Origin of the sequence: Mycobacterium ahvazicum, assembly GCF_900176255.2 — a bacterium.
Taxonomy (GTDB): domain Bacteria; phylum Actinomycetota; class Actinomycetes; order Mycobacteriales; family Mycobacteriaceae; genus Mycobacterium; species Mycobacterium ahvazicum.
In genome coordinates, this window is record NZ_FXEG02000003.1 from 920,024 (window position 1) to 934,954 (window position 14,931).

Consider the following 14,931-nt stretch of genomic DNA (forward strand, 5'->3'; position numbering starts at 1 on the left):
GATGACCGTGTAATGCCGCGTCGGCGCGACCCCCTATGGAGCCGAAAAAATGCCAGAAACCTCGCGTCATCTGGAGGTCGAGCGCAAGTTCGACGTCCTCGATTCGACGGTCACACCGTCGTTCGAAGGCATCGCGACGGTGGCCCGGGTGGAGACGTTGCCGACGCAATCGCTGGACGCGATGTACTTCGATACGCCGACGCAGGACCTCGCCCGCAACAAGATCACACTGCGTCGCCGCACCGGCGGCCACGACGCCGGCTGGCACCTGAAGTTGCCGGCCGGGCCCGACGCCCGCACCGAGATCCGCATGCCGCTGGGCTCCGCGGACGACGAGACCGTGCCCAGCGAATTGCTGGACGTGGTGCTGGCGATCGTCCGTGACCGGCCGCTGCGACCCGTTGCCCGAATCACGACTCAGCGCGAAAGCCAGGTGCTGTACGGCACCGAGGGCGCGCCGTTCGCGGAGTTCAGCAACGACCATGTCCGCGCCTGGTCGGCCAATTCGAGCGATAGCCCCGACTCGGAGCCCGTCGTCCAGGAGTGGCGGGAATGGGAGCTCGAGCTCGACGAATCCCGTGGGGCCGCCGACACCGAACTGCTGAGCCGGCTGAGTAACCGGCTGCTGGATGCCGGCGGCGAACCCGCGAATCATGCGTCCAAGCTGGCGCGGGTGCTCGGTACAACGTTGCCGACCAACGGGTCTGAGCCGCCGGACGATCCGGTGCAGCGGGCGATCGCCGAGCAAATCGACGAGCTGGTGGTGTGGGACCGCGCGGTGCGCGCCGACGTCTTCGACTCCGTGCACCAGATGCGGGTCACCACCCGCAAAATCCGCAGTCTGCTCAAGGACGCCCAAGCGGGATTGTCCGAGGACACCCACGCCTGGGTCCTCGACGAGCTGCGCGAGCTCGCCGGTGTCCTGGGCGTGGCGCGCGACGCCGAGGTGCTTGCGCAGCGCTACGAGCAGGAGCTGGACCGGCTGGCACCGGAGCTGGTGCGGGGGCCGGTGCGCGAACGCCTGGTCGAGGGCGCCAAGCGCCGCTACCAGTCGGGGCTGCGGCGGTCGCTGATCGCGATGCGGTCGCAGCGCTACTTCCGGCTGCTCGACGCGCTCGATTCGATAGTGGCCGAAACGCCGACGACCGCGACCGGTGAGCAGCCGGCGCCGGTCACCATCGACGCCGCGTACAAGAAGGTACGCAAGGCCGCCAAGGCGGCCGCCGAAGCAGACCAGGCCGCGCAGGCGCACGAGGAGCAGCTCGCCGCGGGCACCGACGAGGATCCCGACGACGACGAAGAGCACGATCGCGACGAGGCGCTGCACGTAATTCGTAAGCGCGCCAAGCGACTTCGCTACACCGCCGCGGCGACCGGGGCGGACGACGTCTCCAAGCAGGCCAAGGCCATCCAGTCGCTGCTCGGCGACCACCAGGACAGCGTGGTCAGCCGCGATCACCTGGTCCAGCAGGCCGACGCCGCGCACGCCGCGGGCGAGGACACCTTCACGTACGGCCTTCTCTACCAGCAGGAGTCGGATCTGGCCGAGAGCTGCCGCCAGCAGCTCGACGAGGCGCTGCGCAAGCTCGACAAGTCGGTGAAGAAAGCGCGCTGACTAAGGGCGGGCGAGTCTGTAACTGGCGACGCTGCCTCTGGGGCGATGTGTTGCCAGTTTCAGTCTCGCGCTAATACCCGGCGGGGCGGGCGAGTTGGCCTGTAAGCCGGATTCTGTTCCCCACCGCCGCGGCGTAACCAACGGCGGCACGGCGGCGACCATCCATCTGGACACACCGTTGCCGGGTGCCTCAAGCGGCCTACCCGCAGGCTCGGGCGAGCTACCCTCAATCGCCTGCGCGGCCGCACCTTTCGGTGCGGCCTTCTTGACCTTGCTTCGGGTGGGGTTTGCCTAGCCACCCCGGTCACCCGGGATGCTGGTGCGCTCTTACCGCACCGTTTCACCCTTACCACCGCGAGGGTGGCGGTTTGTTTTCTGTGGCACTTTCCCGCGAGTCGCCTCGGATTGCTGTTAGCAATCACCCTGCTCTGTGAAGTCCGGACTTTCCTCGACTCGTCAGCACGAGCCGCGGCCGCCCAGCCAACTCGTCCGCACGAACACGGTACTCGCTGGTTAATCTCCTGGCCAGCGGCACGACGGCGGTGCGGGCGATCGATCACCCGGGCCGGGCTATTGCTCAATTTTCCAATCATTGCCTAAATAAGAAGTTGGTGCCACGCTGACCGCATGACAGAAGCGCAAGGATTCGTCGACCAGTCGGTCACCGGCCTCGCGGAGCCGCAACCCATGTACAAGGTGTTGCGCGAATCGAACCCGGTATTCCGGTCGGAGCAGGCGGTGGTGCTCAGCCGCCTCGCCGACATCGAGATGGCGCTCAAGCACACTGAGCTGTTTTCGTCGAACATGGACGCGGTCAACCTCGGCAACATTCGACCGCTGATTCCGTTGCAAGTCGATCCTCCCGAGCATGCGAAGTACCGCCGTGTCCTCGACCCGCTGTTCACTCCGCGGGAAATGGCCCGACGTGAACCCCAGGTCACCGAGCTGGTGAACGAGATGATCGATCGCTTCGCCGGGCGCGGCGAATGCGACTTCCACGCCGAGTTCGCGGTGCCGCTGCCCTGCACCGTCTTCCTGCAATTGCTCGGCTTGCCGCTGGAAGATCTCGACAAATTCCTGGAATGGAAGGACGGCGTGATCCGCCCGGAGGGCGACTCCGGGTTCAACCGCCGCCACGAGAGTTCAGCGCCGGTGGCACAACAGATCTACGACTATTTCGAGCGTGCCATCGACGACCACATCGCCAGCCCGCGCGATGACGTGCTGTCGGCGATGATCGCGGCGAACCTGAGCGCGGAGGGCCGGCCGCTGTCGCGCGAGGAGTTGCTGGACATCTGCTTTTTGTTCCTGATCGCCGGGCTGGACACGGTCACCGACTCGCTGGACTGTTTCTTCGTCTATCTGGCGCGTCATCCCGAGCACCGTCATCAGCTGGTCGAGCAGCCCGATGTTCTGCCGCACGCCGTCGAAGAGTTGTTGCGTTGGGAGACACCGGTTCCCGGTGTAGCCCGTGTCGCCATGCAAGACGTCGAGGTGGGCGGATGCCCGATCAGCAAGGGTGAGCGAGTCAGCCCGTTGCTCGGCGCCGCCAATACCGACCCCGCCGAGTTCCCCGACCCCGAGTTGGTGGACTTCAACCGCAACCCGAACCGGCACCGCGCGTTCGGCGGCGGGCCACACCGCTGCCTCGGATCTCACCTGGCCCGGATGGAGCTGCGGGTGGCGTTGCGTGAATTTCACCGGCGCATACCGGATTACGAAATCAAGCCCGGCACGCAGCTGACGTACACGGCCGCACTGAGATCGGTGGAGTCACTGCCGCTGGTCTTCGACGTGTCATGAGTCGGGTGTCCGTCGACCTCGACCTGTGCACCGGGCACGGACGCTGTTACAGCCTGGCACCCGAGGTCTTCGACTCCGACGACGTCGGCCACTGTGTGGTGCTCGTCGAGGACGTCTCGGGTGAACTGGAGGAGCAGGCCGGCGTGGGTGAGAAAAACTGTCCCGAGCGAGCAATCACGTTGTCGCGCTGACCAACTCACCCGGCTGCCCGCCGTACGTGCTCTCATGTTGAATAGCCCAAATCTCGCTCTCAGTGCACGTTCGGCGACCAGCAGCGGCCTATTGCCGGGCAATCGCGTGGTAGGCCAGGTCGACGATCGCCGAGCAATATTCCTCTTCGATGAGAGCGTCGGAGTACAGCGCGCGAATGTTGATGGGCGCCAAAAGAACCTGGGTGGCGGCCACCGCGGTGATTCCGTCGCGCAGTTCACCGCGCCGCCTGGCCCGGTCGATGATCTGGCGCACCACCGCGAAACGGGCCCGCCAGAACATCATTCGGGTTTCTTCGTCATGACGCCCACGCGGTGCCATCACCAAAGCCCGCAAAAATGCCCGGCCCACTTCGGTGTTGACGCGCTTGGCGACGCTGATGGCCAACGCTTCCAGGTCCCCGCGCAACGAACCCGTGTCCGGCACATCACCCCAGGTCTCGAGATCAGCGAGTGCCGCGTCGACGATCAGCCGTTGCCGATCGCCCCAGTAGTGGTAAATCATTTCCGCGTCGATGCGATGACGCTCGGCCAGTGCCTCGATGCTGAATCGCTCGACGCCCCAGCGGGCCAACTCGTCGAGCACCGCCGGCATCACCTGGGCCCGGACATCCGCCGGAACGGCGTCCGGCAATCCGTCGGGTGGTTGATCCGGCGACATCTACTACTCCTAATTGGCTAGAGGTAGCCGGTCTGATTCACGAGTCGCACCGAAGATGCCCCGTCCGAATAGAACTCGGCGATGCTCAAGGATGCCAGGTCAAGGTGCAATCTGTACAGGATCTCGGGTCCGGCCTCCAGCGCCAGGCGCAGCAACATCTTGATCGGCGTGACGTGCGAGACGACCAGCACCGTGGCGCCGGGATGACTGGCCAGGATTCGCTCGCGCGCCTGATACACCCGGTCGGCCGCGGCATCGAAGCTCTCGCCGCCCGGCGGCTCCGTGCTGGTATCGCGCAGCCAGCGGGTGTGTAAGTCGGGATCGCGTTCGGCGGCCTCGGCGAACGTCAGCCCCTCCCAGCCCCCGAAGTCGGTCTCGATCAGGTCGTCGTCCACCGTCACGTCCAGGCCCAGCGCCTTGGCCGCCGCGGACGCGGTGTCGTAGGCGCGTTGCAGTGGCGAGGAGATCACCGCGGCGATGCCACCGCGCGCTGCCAGATACCGCGCGGCCGCTTGGGCCTGCCGGCGACCCAGGTCGGTCAGTTCCGGATTGCCGCGCCCCGAATAGCGCCGCTGCACCGACAGCGCGGTCTGCCCGTGCCGCAGCAACAGCAGTCGGGTCGGGATGCCGCGCGCTCCGGTCCAGCCGGGTGGCGAAGATGGTTGTGCCGCAGCTGATTTCGCGTCCGAAGCCACCGTGGATTCGGCTGGCGCCGGCTCGGAGATCGCCGACTCGGCCTCCTGCGAACACACTTCGGCCGCGGCGTCCATCGCTTCGTTGGCCAGCCGATCGGCATGCTTGTTGCGTTCGCGCGGTATCCACGTGTAGCTGACCCGTTCGAGACGGACCGCCAGCTTTCGAGCCTCGGCGTGCAACTCGATCAGGTCGGGGTGCTTGACCTTCCATCGCCCCGACATCTGCTCCACCACCAGCTTGGAATCCATGTAGACGTCGGCCTCGCTGGCGCCGAGCCGCACGGCGTCTTCCAAACCGGCTATCAGCCCGCGGTATTCGGCGACGTTGTTGGTCGCTCGGCCGATCGCCTGCTTGCTTTCGGCTAGCACGGTGTCGCGGTGCTCGGCGTGCACCACCGCGCCGTAGCCAGCCGGCCCGGGATTGCCGCGGGACCCGCCGTCGGCTTCGATGACGACCTTCACTGGCCGGGCCCCTTGACCCGCAACAGGATCGCGCCGCACTCCGGGCAGCGCACCACGTCGTCGTCGGCCGCCGCGGAGATCCGGGCCAGCTCGCCCCGGTCGATCTCGATCCGGCATGCGCCGCACCGATGCCCGAGCAGCGGCCCGGCGCCCGGTCCTCCCCCGGCCCGCTGCCGCTCGTAGAGGGCGGACAAATCGGGATCCAGCGCCGCGGCCAGCCGGTCCCGTTGCGACGCGTGCGCCTGGCGGGTCTCGTCGATTTCGGCCAGCGCGGCGTCGAGGCCCTGCTGTGCTCCGGCCAGCTCGGCCTGCAATGCCTCCATCGCGTCCTGCTCGGCGATCACCTGGGCCTGCAACTCCTCGCGTCGTTCCATGACTTCCAGCAGCGAATCTTCCAGGCTGCTCTGACGACGCATCAGGGTTTCCAGTTCGTGCTGCAGGTCCGCCAGCTGTTTGGCGTCGGTAGCCCCCGACTCCAGCAACGACCGGTCGCGGTCTTCGCGCTGGCGCACCGCCGCGATCTCCGATTCGTAGCGTGACACCTGAGTGTCCAAGTCCTCCAACGCGATTCGTACCGCGCCCAGCCGGTCATTGGCGGCGTCGTGTTCGGCGCGCATCCGCTCGATGGCCTCGCGCTGCGGCAGACGAGTGGCCCGATGCGCGATCCGGGTCAGCTCCGCATCCAGCTCGGACAACTCCAGCAGCGAACGCTGCTGTGCTACTTCGGCTTTCATTATTGATCTCCACATGTTTCGTCGCCGATATTCCAGGGGTCGGTGCGAGTGGTGGACACGTGTACCGGCAGGTCCGCACCGAAACGGGACCGCAGCACCTCGGCGGCCTGCGTGCACCAAGGGAATTCGCTGGCCCAGTGCGCGACGTCGATCAGCGCCACGTCCGACCCCCGGCAATGCTCGTCGGCCGGATGGTGGCGCAGGTCGGCGGTCACATAGGCCTGCACGTCGGCGCGGGCAGCAAGGCTCAGCAGCGAATCTCCGGCGCCGCCGCACACCGCGACCCGCGACACGACCCGGTCCGGGGCACCGGCGGCCCGCACGCCCCAGGACGTCCGCGGCAACGCGGCACCGACGCGGGAGACGAAGGCGCGCAACGATTCGGGTTGGGCCAGCGTGCCGATGCGGCCCAGCCCGGCCTCGCCCGGTGCGGGCTCCAGGGCGAAGACGTCGAACGCGGGCTCCTCGTAGGGGTGGGCGGCGCGCATCGCGGCCAGCACGGCCGCGCGGGCCCGCGCCGGTGCGACGACCTCGAACCGGTCTTCGTCCACCTTCTCGACGGTCCCGACGCTGCCCACCGCGGGTGTGGCGCCGTCGTGGGGCAGGAACTGCCCGATACCGCTGACGCTCCAGCTGCAGTGCGAGTAGTCGCCGATGTGCCCGGCGCCGGCCTCGAACACGGCCGCCTGCACCGCTGCTGCGTTCGCGCGCGGCACGTAGATCACCCACTTGTCGAGATCGGCCGGCTCCGAAAGGGGTTCGAGCACGGCCTCGACGGTGAGACCAAGAGCGTGCGCCAGCGCGTCGGAGACACCCGGCGACGCCGAGTCGGCGTTGGTATGCGCGGTGAACAGCGAACGCCCGCTTCGGATCAGGCGGTGCACCAGCGCGCCCTTGGGCGTGTTGGCCGCAACCGTGTCGACCCCGTGCAACAGCAGCGGGTGATGAGCCAGCAGCAGGCCCCCCTCGGGGACTTCGTCGACGACCGCCGGCGTGGCATCGACGGCGATCGTCACCGAATCCAGCTCATCGCCGGGGTCCCCGCACACCAAACCAACCGAATCCCACGATTGGGCAAGCCGCGGCGGGTAGGCCTCGTCCAGTACCTCGATGACGTCGGACAGCCGTGCGCTCACCGTTGCCTCCCACCATTCGAGACCGGCGTGGCCTCCGAGATCGCCTGGACCAGCAGCGGCCACTCCCGGCGCACCGCGACCCGCAGATAGCTCTCGTCGAGGCCGACGAACGTGTCGCCGCGGCGCACCGCAATACCCTTGTCGTGCAATGCTTTTCGCATACGAACAGCATCGGGGATGCGGAACAGTACAAACGGGGCGCGGCCGTCGACCACCTCGGCCCCCACCGCCGTCAGAGCGGCCGCCAGCTCGGTGCGCAACAGCATCAGCCGCGCAGCGTCGGCTTGCGCGTCGGCAACCGCGTCGGCCGCACAGCAGGCGTCGATGGCCGTCAGTTGCAGCGTGCCCACCGGCCAGTGCGCGCGCCGGGAGGTCAACCGCGCCAACACCTCTGGGGCACCCAGCGCATATCCCACCCGCAATCCGGCCAGCGCCCAGGTCTTGGTCAGACTGCGCAGCACCAGGACGTCGGCCAGCGAGTCGGCGGCCAGCGACTCCGGTTCGCCGGGAATCGAATCCGCGAACGCCTCGTCGACCACCAGGATCCGCCCGGGCCGGCGCAGCGCCAGCAGCTGCTCGCGGCGGTGCAGCACGCCGGTCGGGTTGGTCGGATTGCCCACCACGACGAGATCGGCGTCCTCGGGCACGCCGTGAGCGTGAAAGGCTCCGTCAAGGCCGAACGGCGGCTCGAGGACGACGTGGTGCACCGGCACACCGGCCGCGCTCAGGGCGACGGCCGGCTCGGTGAACGAGGGCGCGATCAGCGCCGCCCGGGCCGGCCGCAGGTTGGGTAGTAGCGCGAACCCTTCGGCGGCCCCGGCCAGCGGCAGCACCTCGTCGCGGGCCCGGCCGTGCCGCCGCGCGACCGCGTCCTGCGCCCGGTGCAGGTCCTCGATGCCGGGGTAGCGCGCCAGGTCGGGCAGCCGCGCTGCCAGCCGCTCGATCAACCAGTGCGGTGGCTGCGCATGACGAACGTTGACGGCGAAATCGAGCATGCCCGGCGCGGCGGCCTCATCACCGTGATAGCGCGCCATCGCCAGCGGGCTCGGGTCCGGACTCGCCATCCGTGAAACACTAGTGCGCCGTCCTGGGAGCCCGGCAGCAACACCGTCACACCGCGACGAAGGACATCTAGGACAATGGTGACGTGACACGCGCAGTTTCGGCCGATGGTCAGGCCCCGCAGCTGGTGATCTTCGATCTCGACGGCACCCTGACCGATTCCGCGGCGGGCATCGTCGCCAGCTTCACCCATGCACTCGAGCACGTCGGCGCCCCGGTGCCCGAGGGTGACCTGGTGGCCCAGATCGTCGGGCCGCCGATGGACGAAACGTTCCAGCTGATGCTCGGCGAGGACGCCGACGCGGCGTTCACGGCGTTTAGGGCCGAGTACGGCGCCCGGGGCTGGTCGAACAACACCCTGTTCGAGGGGATCGAGCCACTGCTGGCCGATCTGCGCGCCGCCGGGGTGCGGCTGGCCGTGGCCACCTCGAAGCTGGAGCCGACGGCACGCCGGGTCCTGGCCCACTTCGCGCTCGATCACCATTTCGAGGTCATCGCCGGCGCGTGCCCGGACGGTACCCGCCGCAGCAAGGAAGAGGTGCTCGCCCATGCGCTGGCCCAGCTGCAGCCGCTGCCCGAACGCGTGCTGATGGTCGGCGATCGCAGCCACGACGTCGACGGGGCGGCCGCCCACGGCATCGACACGGTCGTCGTCGGCTGGGGCTACGGCAAGTCCGACTTCGCCGACGGATACGCCGTGACCGGAGTTACCCACGCGGCGACGATCGCCGACCTGCGGAGGGCGCTGGGTGTCTGAGGCTTTGCACGTCACTTTCGTGTGCAGCGGCAACATCTGCCGCTCGCCGATGGCCGAGAAGATGTTCGCCGATCAGCTGCGGCAGCGCGGTCTGGCCGATGCGGTGCGGGTGACCAGCGCGGGCACCGGCAACTGGCACGTCGGCAGTGGCGCCGACGAGCGGGCGGCCAAGGTGCTGCGGGCCCACGGCTACTCCACCGCTCACCGCGCCGCGCAGGTCGACGATGACCACCTGGGCGCCGACCTGGTGGTGGCCTTGGGCCGCAACCATCTTCGGATGCTGCAGCAACTCGGTGTCGAGAACGACCGGATCAGGATGCTGCGCTCGTTCGACCCGCGATCGGGCGCCCACGCCCTCGACGTCGAGGATCCTTACTACGGCGACCATGCCGACTTCGAAGAGGTGCTGGCCGTCATCGAGGCCGCGCTGCCCGGGCTGCACGACTGGGTCGACGAACAGCTGGCGAAAAACGGGCACGGTTGATGCGGCGTTTTCTCGCACGGTGGGCATTCCTGCTCCGGCCCGGCTGGATAGCGCTGATCCTGGTGGTCATCGCCTTCACCTACCTGTGCTTCATGGTGCTCGCGCCGTGGCAGCTGGGAAAGAACGCCCGCACGTCACGCGAAAACCACCAGATCGAGAATTCGCTGAACACCGTACCGGTGCCCTTGAAAACGCTTTTGCCGCAGCAGGATTCGTCGGCGACGGCTGCACAGTGGCGACGCGTGACCGCGACCGGGCACTACCTGCCCGACGTCGAGGTGCTGGCCCGATTGCGGGCGATCGAGGGAAATCAGGCGTTCGAGGTGCTGGTCCCGTTCGTCGTCGACGACGGGCCGACCGTGCTCGTCGACCGCGGGTACGTGCGTCCCGAGCCAGGCTCGCATGTCCCGCCGATCCCCCGCCCGCCGCCGGACAGGGTGACCATCACGGCGCGGCTGCGCGACTCCGAGCCGGCGGTTACCGACAAAGAGCCGTTCTCCAGAGATGGTGTGCAGCAAGTGTATTCGATCAACACCGACCAGGTATCGGTGCTGACCAAGGTGCCGCTGGCCGGATCGTATCTGCAACTGGTCGAAGGCCAGCCGGGCGGTCTCGGCTTGATCGGCGTACCGCACCTCGACGCCGGACCGTTCCTGTCCTACGGCATCCAGTGGATTTCGTTCGGCATCCTGGCCCCGATCGGGCTGGCCTATTTCGCCTACTCCGAAATCCGGATCCGGCGTCAGGAAAAGCAAGCGAAAGCGCCCGAAACCCCGATGACCGTCGAGGAGAAACTCGCCGACCGCTACGGCCGCCGCCGGTAACAGCCGTCGAGTGTGCGGTGCGGGCGCCCTAGCCGCACACTGGACGCCGCACCCGCGCGCTCGATAGCGCGCCCAGCAACGCCGCGGCACCCAGCTGCACCGCTCGCGACAGTGCGACCGCGCGGCGCAGATCGGCCGCGATCGGCTGACGCCCGTCGCCCAGGGTGGGGCGGATCTGCAACTCGTGGTGATACTGCGTGGGGCCGCCCAGCCGCACACCCAGCGCGCCCGCGAAAGCCGCCTCAACGACACCGGCGTTGGGACTGGGATGACGAACCGCGTCGCGGTGCCAGGCCGCGGCCGCGCCCAGCGGCGACCCGCCGACCAGCGGTGCGCACGCCACCACCAGCACCGCGGTCACCCGGGCCGCGACGTAGTTGGCCGCGTCGTCCAATCGTGCTGCGGCCCAACCGAATCGGATGTAGCGGGGCGAGCGGTGGCCGATCATCGCGTCCAGGGTGTTGATGGCGCGGTACATCAGCACACCGGGCACCCCGGCCGCGCCCGCCCACAGCAGCGGCGCCACCTGCGCATCGGAGGTGTTCTCGGCGACGGACTCCAGCGCCGCGCGGGTCAGCCCCGAGCCGTCCAGCCGGGACGGGTCGCGCCCACACAACGACGGCAGCAGGCGCCGCGCGGCCTCGATGTCGTTGCGATCGAGCAGCTGCGCCATGTCCAGCCCGGTGCGCGCCAACGACGTTCCGCCCAGCGCGACCCACGTCGCGGTGGCCGTGGCGGCGATCGACCACAGCGGGTTGCGGTTTGCGGCGGCCCGCGCCACGGCCGTGCCGATCAGCCCCACCGCGCCGACCGCGAGGCCCACGTGCACTGCACCGGCGATCTTGGCGTCGCGATAGGTGAACCGCTCCAGCCTGGCGGCCGCGTCGCCGAATGCCGCGACGGGATGGCCCCTTTTCGGATCACTCAGCGCGAGGTCGGCCAGGTAGCCGACCAGCACGCCGGCGATCCGGGTCCGCATCGCAACCACTTCGGCAGCGTCTCACATGTACCTTGCGGGCGCGCCGCTAGGCGATCGACACGACGATCAGGACTGCGGCCACGACGGCGGTGCCGGCCAGCACCCAGCACAGCAGTGACGACGTATCGAGGTCCATGAGTCCACAGATGCCCACTTCCGGCCGGAACTAACGTCTGGTCTACTCGGGTGCATGAAGCCCGCGACCCGGGTCGCCGACCTGCTCAACGCGGCAGCGCTGCTGCTGCCCGCCGCGAACGTGATCATGCAGTTGTCGTTGCCGGGTGTCGGCTACGGCGTGCTGGAAAGCCCGGTCGACAGCGGCAACGTCTACAAACACCCGTTCAAGCGGGCCCGCACCACCGGCACCTATCTGGCGGTGGCGACCATCGGGACCGAGTCCGACCGGGCGCTGATCCGCGACGCCGTCGACGTCGCGCACCGCCAGGTCCGGTCCACGGCGGTCAGCCCGGTGTCCTACAACGCGTTCGACCCCAAGCTGCAGTTGTGGGTGGCCGCCTGCCTGTATCGCTACTTCGTCGATCAGCACGAGTTCCTCCATGGCCCACTGGACGAGGCCAGCGCCGAGGCGGTCTATCAGGACGCCAAGCGGTTGGGCACGACGTTGCAGGTGCCCGAGCGGATGTGGCCGCCGGACCTCGTCGCGTTCGACGAATACTGGAAGCGTTCGCTCGACGAGCTGCGCATCGACCCGCCGGTGCGCGAGCACCTGCGCGGCGTGGCCGCCATGGCGTTTCTGCCGTGGCCGTTGCGAATGCTGGCCGGTCCGCTCAATCTGTTCGCGACGACGGGGTTCTTGGCCCCGGAGTTCCGGGCGATGATGCAGCTGGACTGGTCGCAGCGTCAGCAGCGCCGTTTCGAGTGGCTGTTGTCGGCGCTGCGGCTGGCCGATCTGTTCATCCCGCACCGCGCGTGGCTCTTCGGCTATCAGCTTTACCTGTGGGACATGCGATTTCGGGCGCGCCACGGCTGGCGAATCGTCTAGCTGATGCGCTCGGCTCGTACAGTCGAGTCATGACCTTCCCCGCCCTCAACCACGTCGCGGTCACGGTGCGTGACATCGGCGTCAGCGGCCCCTGGTATCGCAATCTGCTCGGGACCGATCCCATGCTCGACGAACACACCGACGCCGGATTCCGCCATCAGGTGTGGCTGCTGCACAACAGCACGGTGTTCGGCATCCATCAACACGACCACGAGGCGCCCGACGAGGAGTTCAGCGAACATCGCGTCGGCCTGGACCATGTCGGGTTCGGCTGCGCCAACCGCGCCGAACTCGAAGACTGGGTCACCCGGCTCGACGAGCTCGGGATCGCCCACGGCGGCATCGTCGACGCGCCCTACGGCTCGGGCCTGAGCTTCCGCGACCCCGACGGCATCGCGCTGGAGTTCTTCGCCCTGCCGGGCTGACGCAACGGGCCCCGCACCCGCCGAGTGTGAAGCCCACGACGCGCACCCGGCGTGTTGCGTCGTGAAATGCACACTCGAGCACCGAGGACGGCTGAGCGCCTAGCGGACCGTGGCGAAGAACGCGCGCACGTCGTCGACGAACAACTCGGGCTGTTCGAACGCGGCGAAGTGACCGCCGCGCGGCATGTCGGTCCAGTGGGTGATGTTGTAATTCGGCTCGCACCAGCTGCGCTCCATCTTCAGCAATTCACCCGGGAAAGCGGCGACCCCGGTGGGCAACTCGACGCGGCCGCCCGCGCCGAAGTTGCGGAAGCTCTCCCAGTACATCCGCGCCGACGACGTAGCCGCGTTGTTGACCCAGTAGACCATCACGTTGTCGAGTAACTCGTCTCGGCTGATGACATTCTCTGGATGCCCGTCGCAATCGGCCCAGGCCCAGAACTTTTCAACGATCCAGGCCAACTGACCGACCGGTGAATCGGCCAGACCGTAGCCCAGCGTCTGCGGCCGGGTGGACTGCTGCTTGGAATAGCCGGTGCCCCACTCGCGGTGCTCAGCCATCGCGGCCAGCGCGGCCTTCTCCTGCTCGGTCGGGTTGTCCAGGTTGCCCGGACGGCCGATCGGCATGTTCAGGTGAATTGCCTTGCAGTGCCCCCGGTTTCGGCCGATCGCGGTGGTGACCGCCGCCCCCCAGTCGCCGCCCTGGGCGCCGTAGTTCTGATATCCCAGCCGGACCATCAACTGCTCCCATGCCTGGGCGGTCTTCTCCACCCCCCACCCGGTGCGGGTGGGCTTACCGGAAAAGCCGTATCCGGGCAGCGACGGGCACACCACGTGGAAAGCATCCTCGGCACGGCCGGATGCCGGATTGGTCAGCGGCTCAATCACCTTGTGGAACTCCACAATTGAGCCCGGCCAACCATGCGTGATCACCAGCGGGAAGGCCTCGGAGTGCGGGGATCGCTGGTGAATGAAATGAATGTCCAGCCCGTCGATATCGGTGACGAACTGGTCGAAGCGGTTCAGCGCGGTCTCGCGCGCACGCCAGTCGTATTCGGTGGCCCAGTAGTCGGCCAGCTCGCGGGTGTAGGCCAGCGGAATGCCCTGACTCCAGTCGTCCACACATTCGGCTTCCGGCCATCGAGTGCGCGCCAGGCGCGACCGCAGATCATCGAGTACGTCGTCGGGAACGTCGATTCGAAACGGCTTCACGCATTCATAGTGCCGCCGGCGATGAACCCGGCGACAGCCGCCCCGTGGACCGTCACGTCTCGCGCGAAGCCCTTACCGTTTTCTTAGGATTTGTGTAGCGTGTCCGCCATGAGCGACGTGATCGCTACCGGCCCGCGGCGCCACCTGCGCTCCAGCGCCGACGCCGCGGCGGCGTACCGCACGGTGCAGGGCCGCGTCGATGCGTTGCTGCGGGGCCGCACCGACCTGTGCGAGCGCGTCGTGCCGGCCTGCCCCGGGTGGTCCGTTCGCCAGACGGTGTGCCACCTGGCCGGTACCGCCCAGGACGTGGTCGCCGCCAACCTCGCCAATGTGGGCACCGACGAATGGACCCGAGCCCAGCTCGACCGGCTGGCCGACCGTCCCCTCGACGAGGTGCTCGACCTGTGGGCGACGGCCACCGAGACGGTCGTCGAATTCTTGACCGATAGCCCGAAACTCGTTGGTGCCCAAGCAGTTTTCGATGCCCTCACCCATGAACACGACATCCGGGGCGCGCTCGGCGAACCCGGTTCTCGGACAGCGGATCCGGCGTTCGCCGTGGCCATCGGATTCTTGACAACGATGATCGACCGGACCATCCGGCGCAATGCGTATCCTTGCCTGCGGTTGACGACCCCGACCACGGGAACCACGCAACTCGGCGACCCCGCCTCGGCGCCCGGCCAAATCGCGGTCGAACTCAGCGATTTCGAGGCGCTGCGCGTCTTCAGCGGCCGGCGCAGCCGCCGTCAGCTGGCGAATCTGCCCTGGGTTGGCGACCCCGCGGGGCTGCAGCCGATCTTCCACACGGTCGCGGTGCGGCCGCCCGCCGACGATCTCTGCGAATAGAGCGGGCTGCCGGTCGGGGGT

At 68.1% G+C, this 14,931-nt stretch carries 16 protein-coding genes and 1 other RNA gene; 9 read left to right on the forward strand and 8 right to left on the reverse strand.

The genetic code is table 11. The annotated features are described in order from the left end of the window. Window positions 1-49: 49 nt before the first annotated feature. Entirely contained in the window at window positions 50-1,615 is a 1,566-nt protein-coding gene (locus MAAFP003_RS17000; protein ID WP_096288722.1) for a CYTH and CHAD domain-containing protein, read from the forward strand. Window positions 1,616-1,701: 86 nt separating this feature from the next. On the opposite strand, the gene rnpB is transcribed toward MAAFP003_RS17000, so the two are convergent. Then, window positions 1,702-2,103: RNase P RNA component class A (gene rnpB, locus MAAFP003_RS17005), an RNA gene on the reverse strand. A gap of 139 nt (window positions 2,104-2,242) precedes the next feature. On the opposite strand from rnpB, the gene MAAFP003_RS17010 reads away from it, so the two are divergent. Further along, a complete protein-coding gene (locus MAAFP003_RS17010) occupies window positions 2,243-3,418 on the forward strand; it encodes a cytochrome P450 (RefSeq protein WP_096288724.1) in 1,176 nt (391 codons plus the stop codon). Further along, complete coding sequence (locus MAAFP003_RS17015; protein ID WP_096288726.1) at window positions 3,415-3,609, forward strand: ferredoxin; 195 nt, start codon at window positions 3,415-3,417, stop codon at window positions 3,607-3,609. The genes MAAFP003_RS17010 and MAAFP003_RS17015 overlap by 4 nt, the downstream gene beginning before the upstream one ends. A gap of 88 nt (window positions 3,610-3,697) precedes the next feature. On the opposite strand, the gene MAAFP003_RS17020 is transcribed toward MAAFP003_RS17015, so the two are convergent. Genes MAAFP003_RS17020 through cobC form a run of 5 tightly spaced genes read right to left on the reverse strand, consistent with a single transcriptional unit; the run spans window position 3,698 to window position 8,379 of the window. Continuing rightward, window positions 3,698-4,288, reverse strand: coding sequence for a TetR-like C-terminal domain-containing protein (locus MAAFP003_RS17020; RefSeq protein ID WP_096288728.1), 591 nt, complete (start codon window positions 4,286-4,288; stop codon window positions 3,698-3,700). A 17-nt stretch (window positions 4,289-4,305) separates the two neighbouring features. Continuing rightward, complete coding sequence (locus MAAFP003_RS17025) at window positions 4,306-5,445, reverse strand: bifunctional RNase H/acid phosphatase (RefSeq protein WP_096288730.1); 1,140 nt, start codon at window positions 5,443-5,445, stop codon at window positions 4,306-4,308. Next, on the reverse strand, window positions 5,442-6,179 hold the full coding sequence (locus MAAFP003_RS17030; protein ID WP_096288732.1) for a zinc ribbon domain-containing protein: 738 nt from the start codon (window positions 6,177-6,179) through the stop codon (window positions 5,442-5,444). The genes MAAFP003_RS17025 and MAAFP003_RS17030 overlap by 4 nt, the downstream gene beginning before the upstream one ends. Continuing rightward, on the reverse strand, window positions 6,179-7,315 hold the full coding sequence (locus tag MAAFP003_RS17035) for a Nif3-like dinuclear metal center hexameric protein (RefSeq protein WP_096288734.1): 1,137 nt from the start codon (window positions 7,313-7,315) through the stop codon (window positions 6,179-6,181). Before MAAFP003_RS17035 ends, MAAFP003_RS17030 begins: the two co-directional genes overlap by 1 nt. After that, window positions 7,312-8,379 carry an Rv2231c family histidinol phosphate aminotransferase CobC gene (gene cobC, locus MAAFP003_RS17040; protein WP_096288736.1) on the reverse strand — a complete coding sequence of 356 codons (1,068 nt, stop codon included), beginning with the start codon at window positions 8,377-8,379 and terminating at the stop codon, window positions 7,312-7,314. Before cobC ends, MAAFP003_RS17035 begins: the two co-directional genes overlap by 4 nt. Before the next feature lie 83 nt (window positions 8,380-8,462). On the opposite strand from cobC, the gene MAAFP003_RS17045 reads away from it, so the two are divergent. From MAAFP003_RS17045 to MAAFP003_RS17055, 3 genes are read left to right on the forward strand one after another with little or no spacing between them, the layout of a single operon-like run. Beyond that, entirely contained in the window at window positions 8,463-9,134 is a 672-nt protein-coding gene (locus tag MAAFP003_RS17045) for an HAD-IA family hydrolase (RefSeq protein ID WP_207768546.1), read from the forward strand. Beyond that, the gene (locus MAAFP003_RS17050) at window positions 9,127-9,618 is read left to right on the forward strand and encodes a low molecular weight protein-tyrosine-phosphatase (protein WP_096288738.1); all 492 of its coding nucleotides are present in this window, start codon (window positions 9,127-9,129) and stop codon (window positions 9,616-9,618) included. Before MAAFP003_RS17045 ends, MAAFP003_RS17050 begins: the two co-directional genes overlap by 8 nt. Next, window positions 9,618-10,442, forward strand: coding sequence for an SURF1 family cytochrome oxidase biogenesis protein (locus tag MAAFP003_RS17055; protein ID WP_096288740.1), 825 nt, complete (start codon window positions 9,618-9,620; stop codon window positions 10,440-10,442). Before MAAFP003_RS17050 ends, MAAFP003_RS17055 begins: the two co-directional genes overlap by 1 nt. Window positions 10,443-10,470: 28 nt before the next feature. On the opposite strand, the gene MAAFP003_RS17060 is transcribed toward MAAFP003_RS17055, so the two are convergent. Further along, a complete protein-coding gene (locus MAAFP003_RS17060; RefSeq protein ID WP_096288742.1) occupies window positions 10,471-11,421 on the reverse strand; it encodes a cobalamin biosynthesis protein in 951 nt (316 codons plus the stop codon). A 190-nt stretch (window positions 11,422-11,611) separates the two neighbouring features. On the opposite strand from MAAFP003_RS17060, the gene MAAFP003_RS17065 reads away from it, so the two are divergent. Together MAAFP003_RS17065 and MAAFP003_RS17070 are read left to right on the forward strand one after the other, a co-directional pair. Further along, window positions 11,612-12,424, forward strand: coding sequence for an oxygenase MpaB family protein (locus MAAFP003_RS17065; protein ID WP_207768547.1), 813 nt, complete (start codon window positions 11,612-11,614; stop codon window positions 12,422-12,424). Window positions 12,425-12,453: 29 nt separating this feature from the next. Next, window positions 12,454-12,849, forward strand: coding sequence for a VOC family protein (locus MAAFP003_RS17070; RefSeq protein ID WP_096288744.1), 396 nt, complete (start codon window positions 12,454-12,456; stop codon window positions 12,847-12,849). Between the two features lie 99 nt (window positions 12,850-12,948). On the opposite strand, the gene MAAFP003_RS17075 is transcribed toward MAAFP003_RS17070, so the two are convergent. After that, window positions 12,949-14,061 carry an epoxide hydrolase family protein gene (locus MAAFP003_RS17075; protein ID WP_096288746.1) on the reverse strand — a complete coding sequence of 371 codons (1,113 nt, stop codon included), beginning with the start codon at window positions 14,059-14,061 and terminating at the stop codon, window positions 12,949-12,951. A 108-nt stretch (window positions 14,062-14,169) separates the two neighbouring features. Between MAAFP003_RS17075 and MAAFP003_RS17080 the strand changes: the two genes are divergently transcribed. Next, window positions 14,170-14,910 (forward strand): maleylpyruvate isomerase N-terminal domain-containing protein, encoded by a 741-nt coding sequence (locus MAAFP003_RS17080; protein ID WP_096288748.1) that lies wholly within the window; start codon window positions 14,170-14,172, stop codon window positions 14,908-14,910. Window positions 14,911-14,931: the final 21 nt, after the last annotated feature.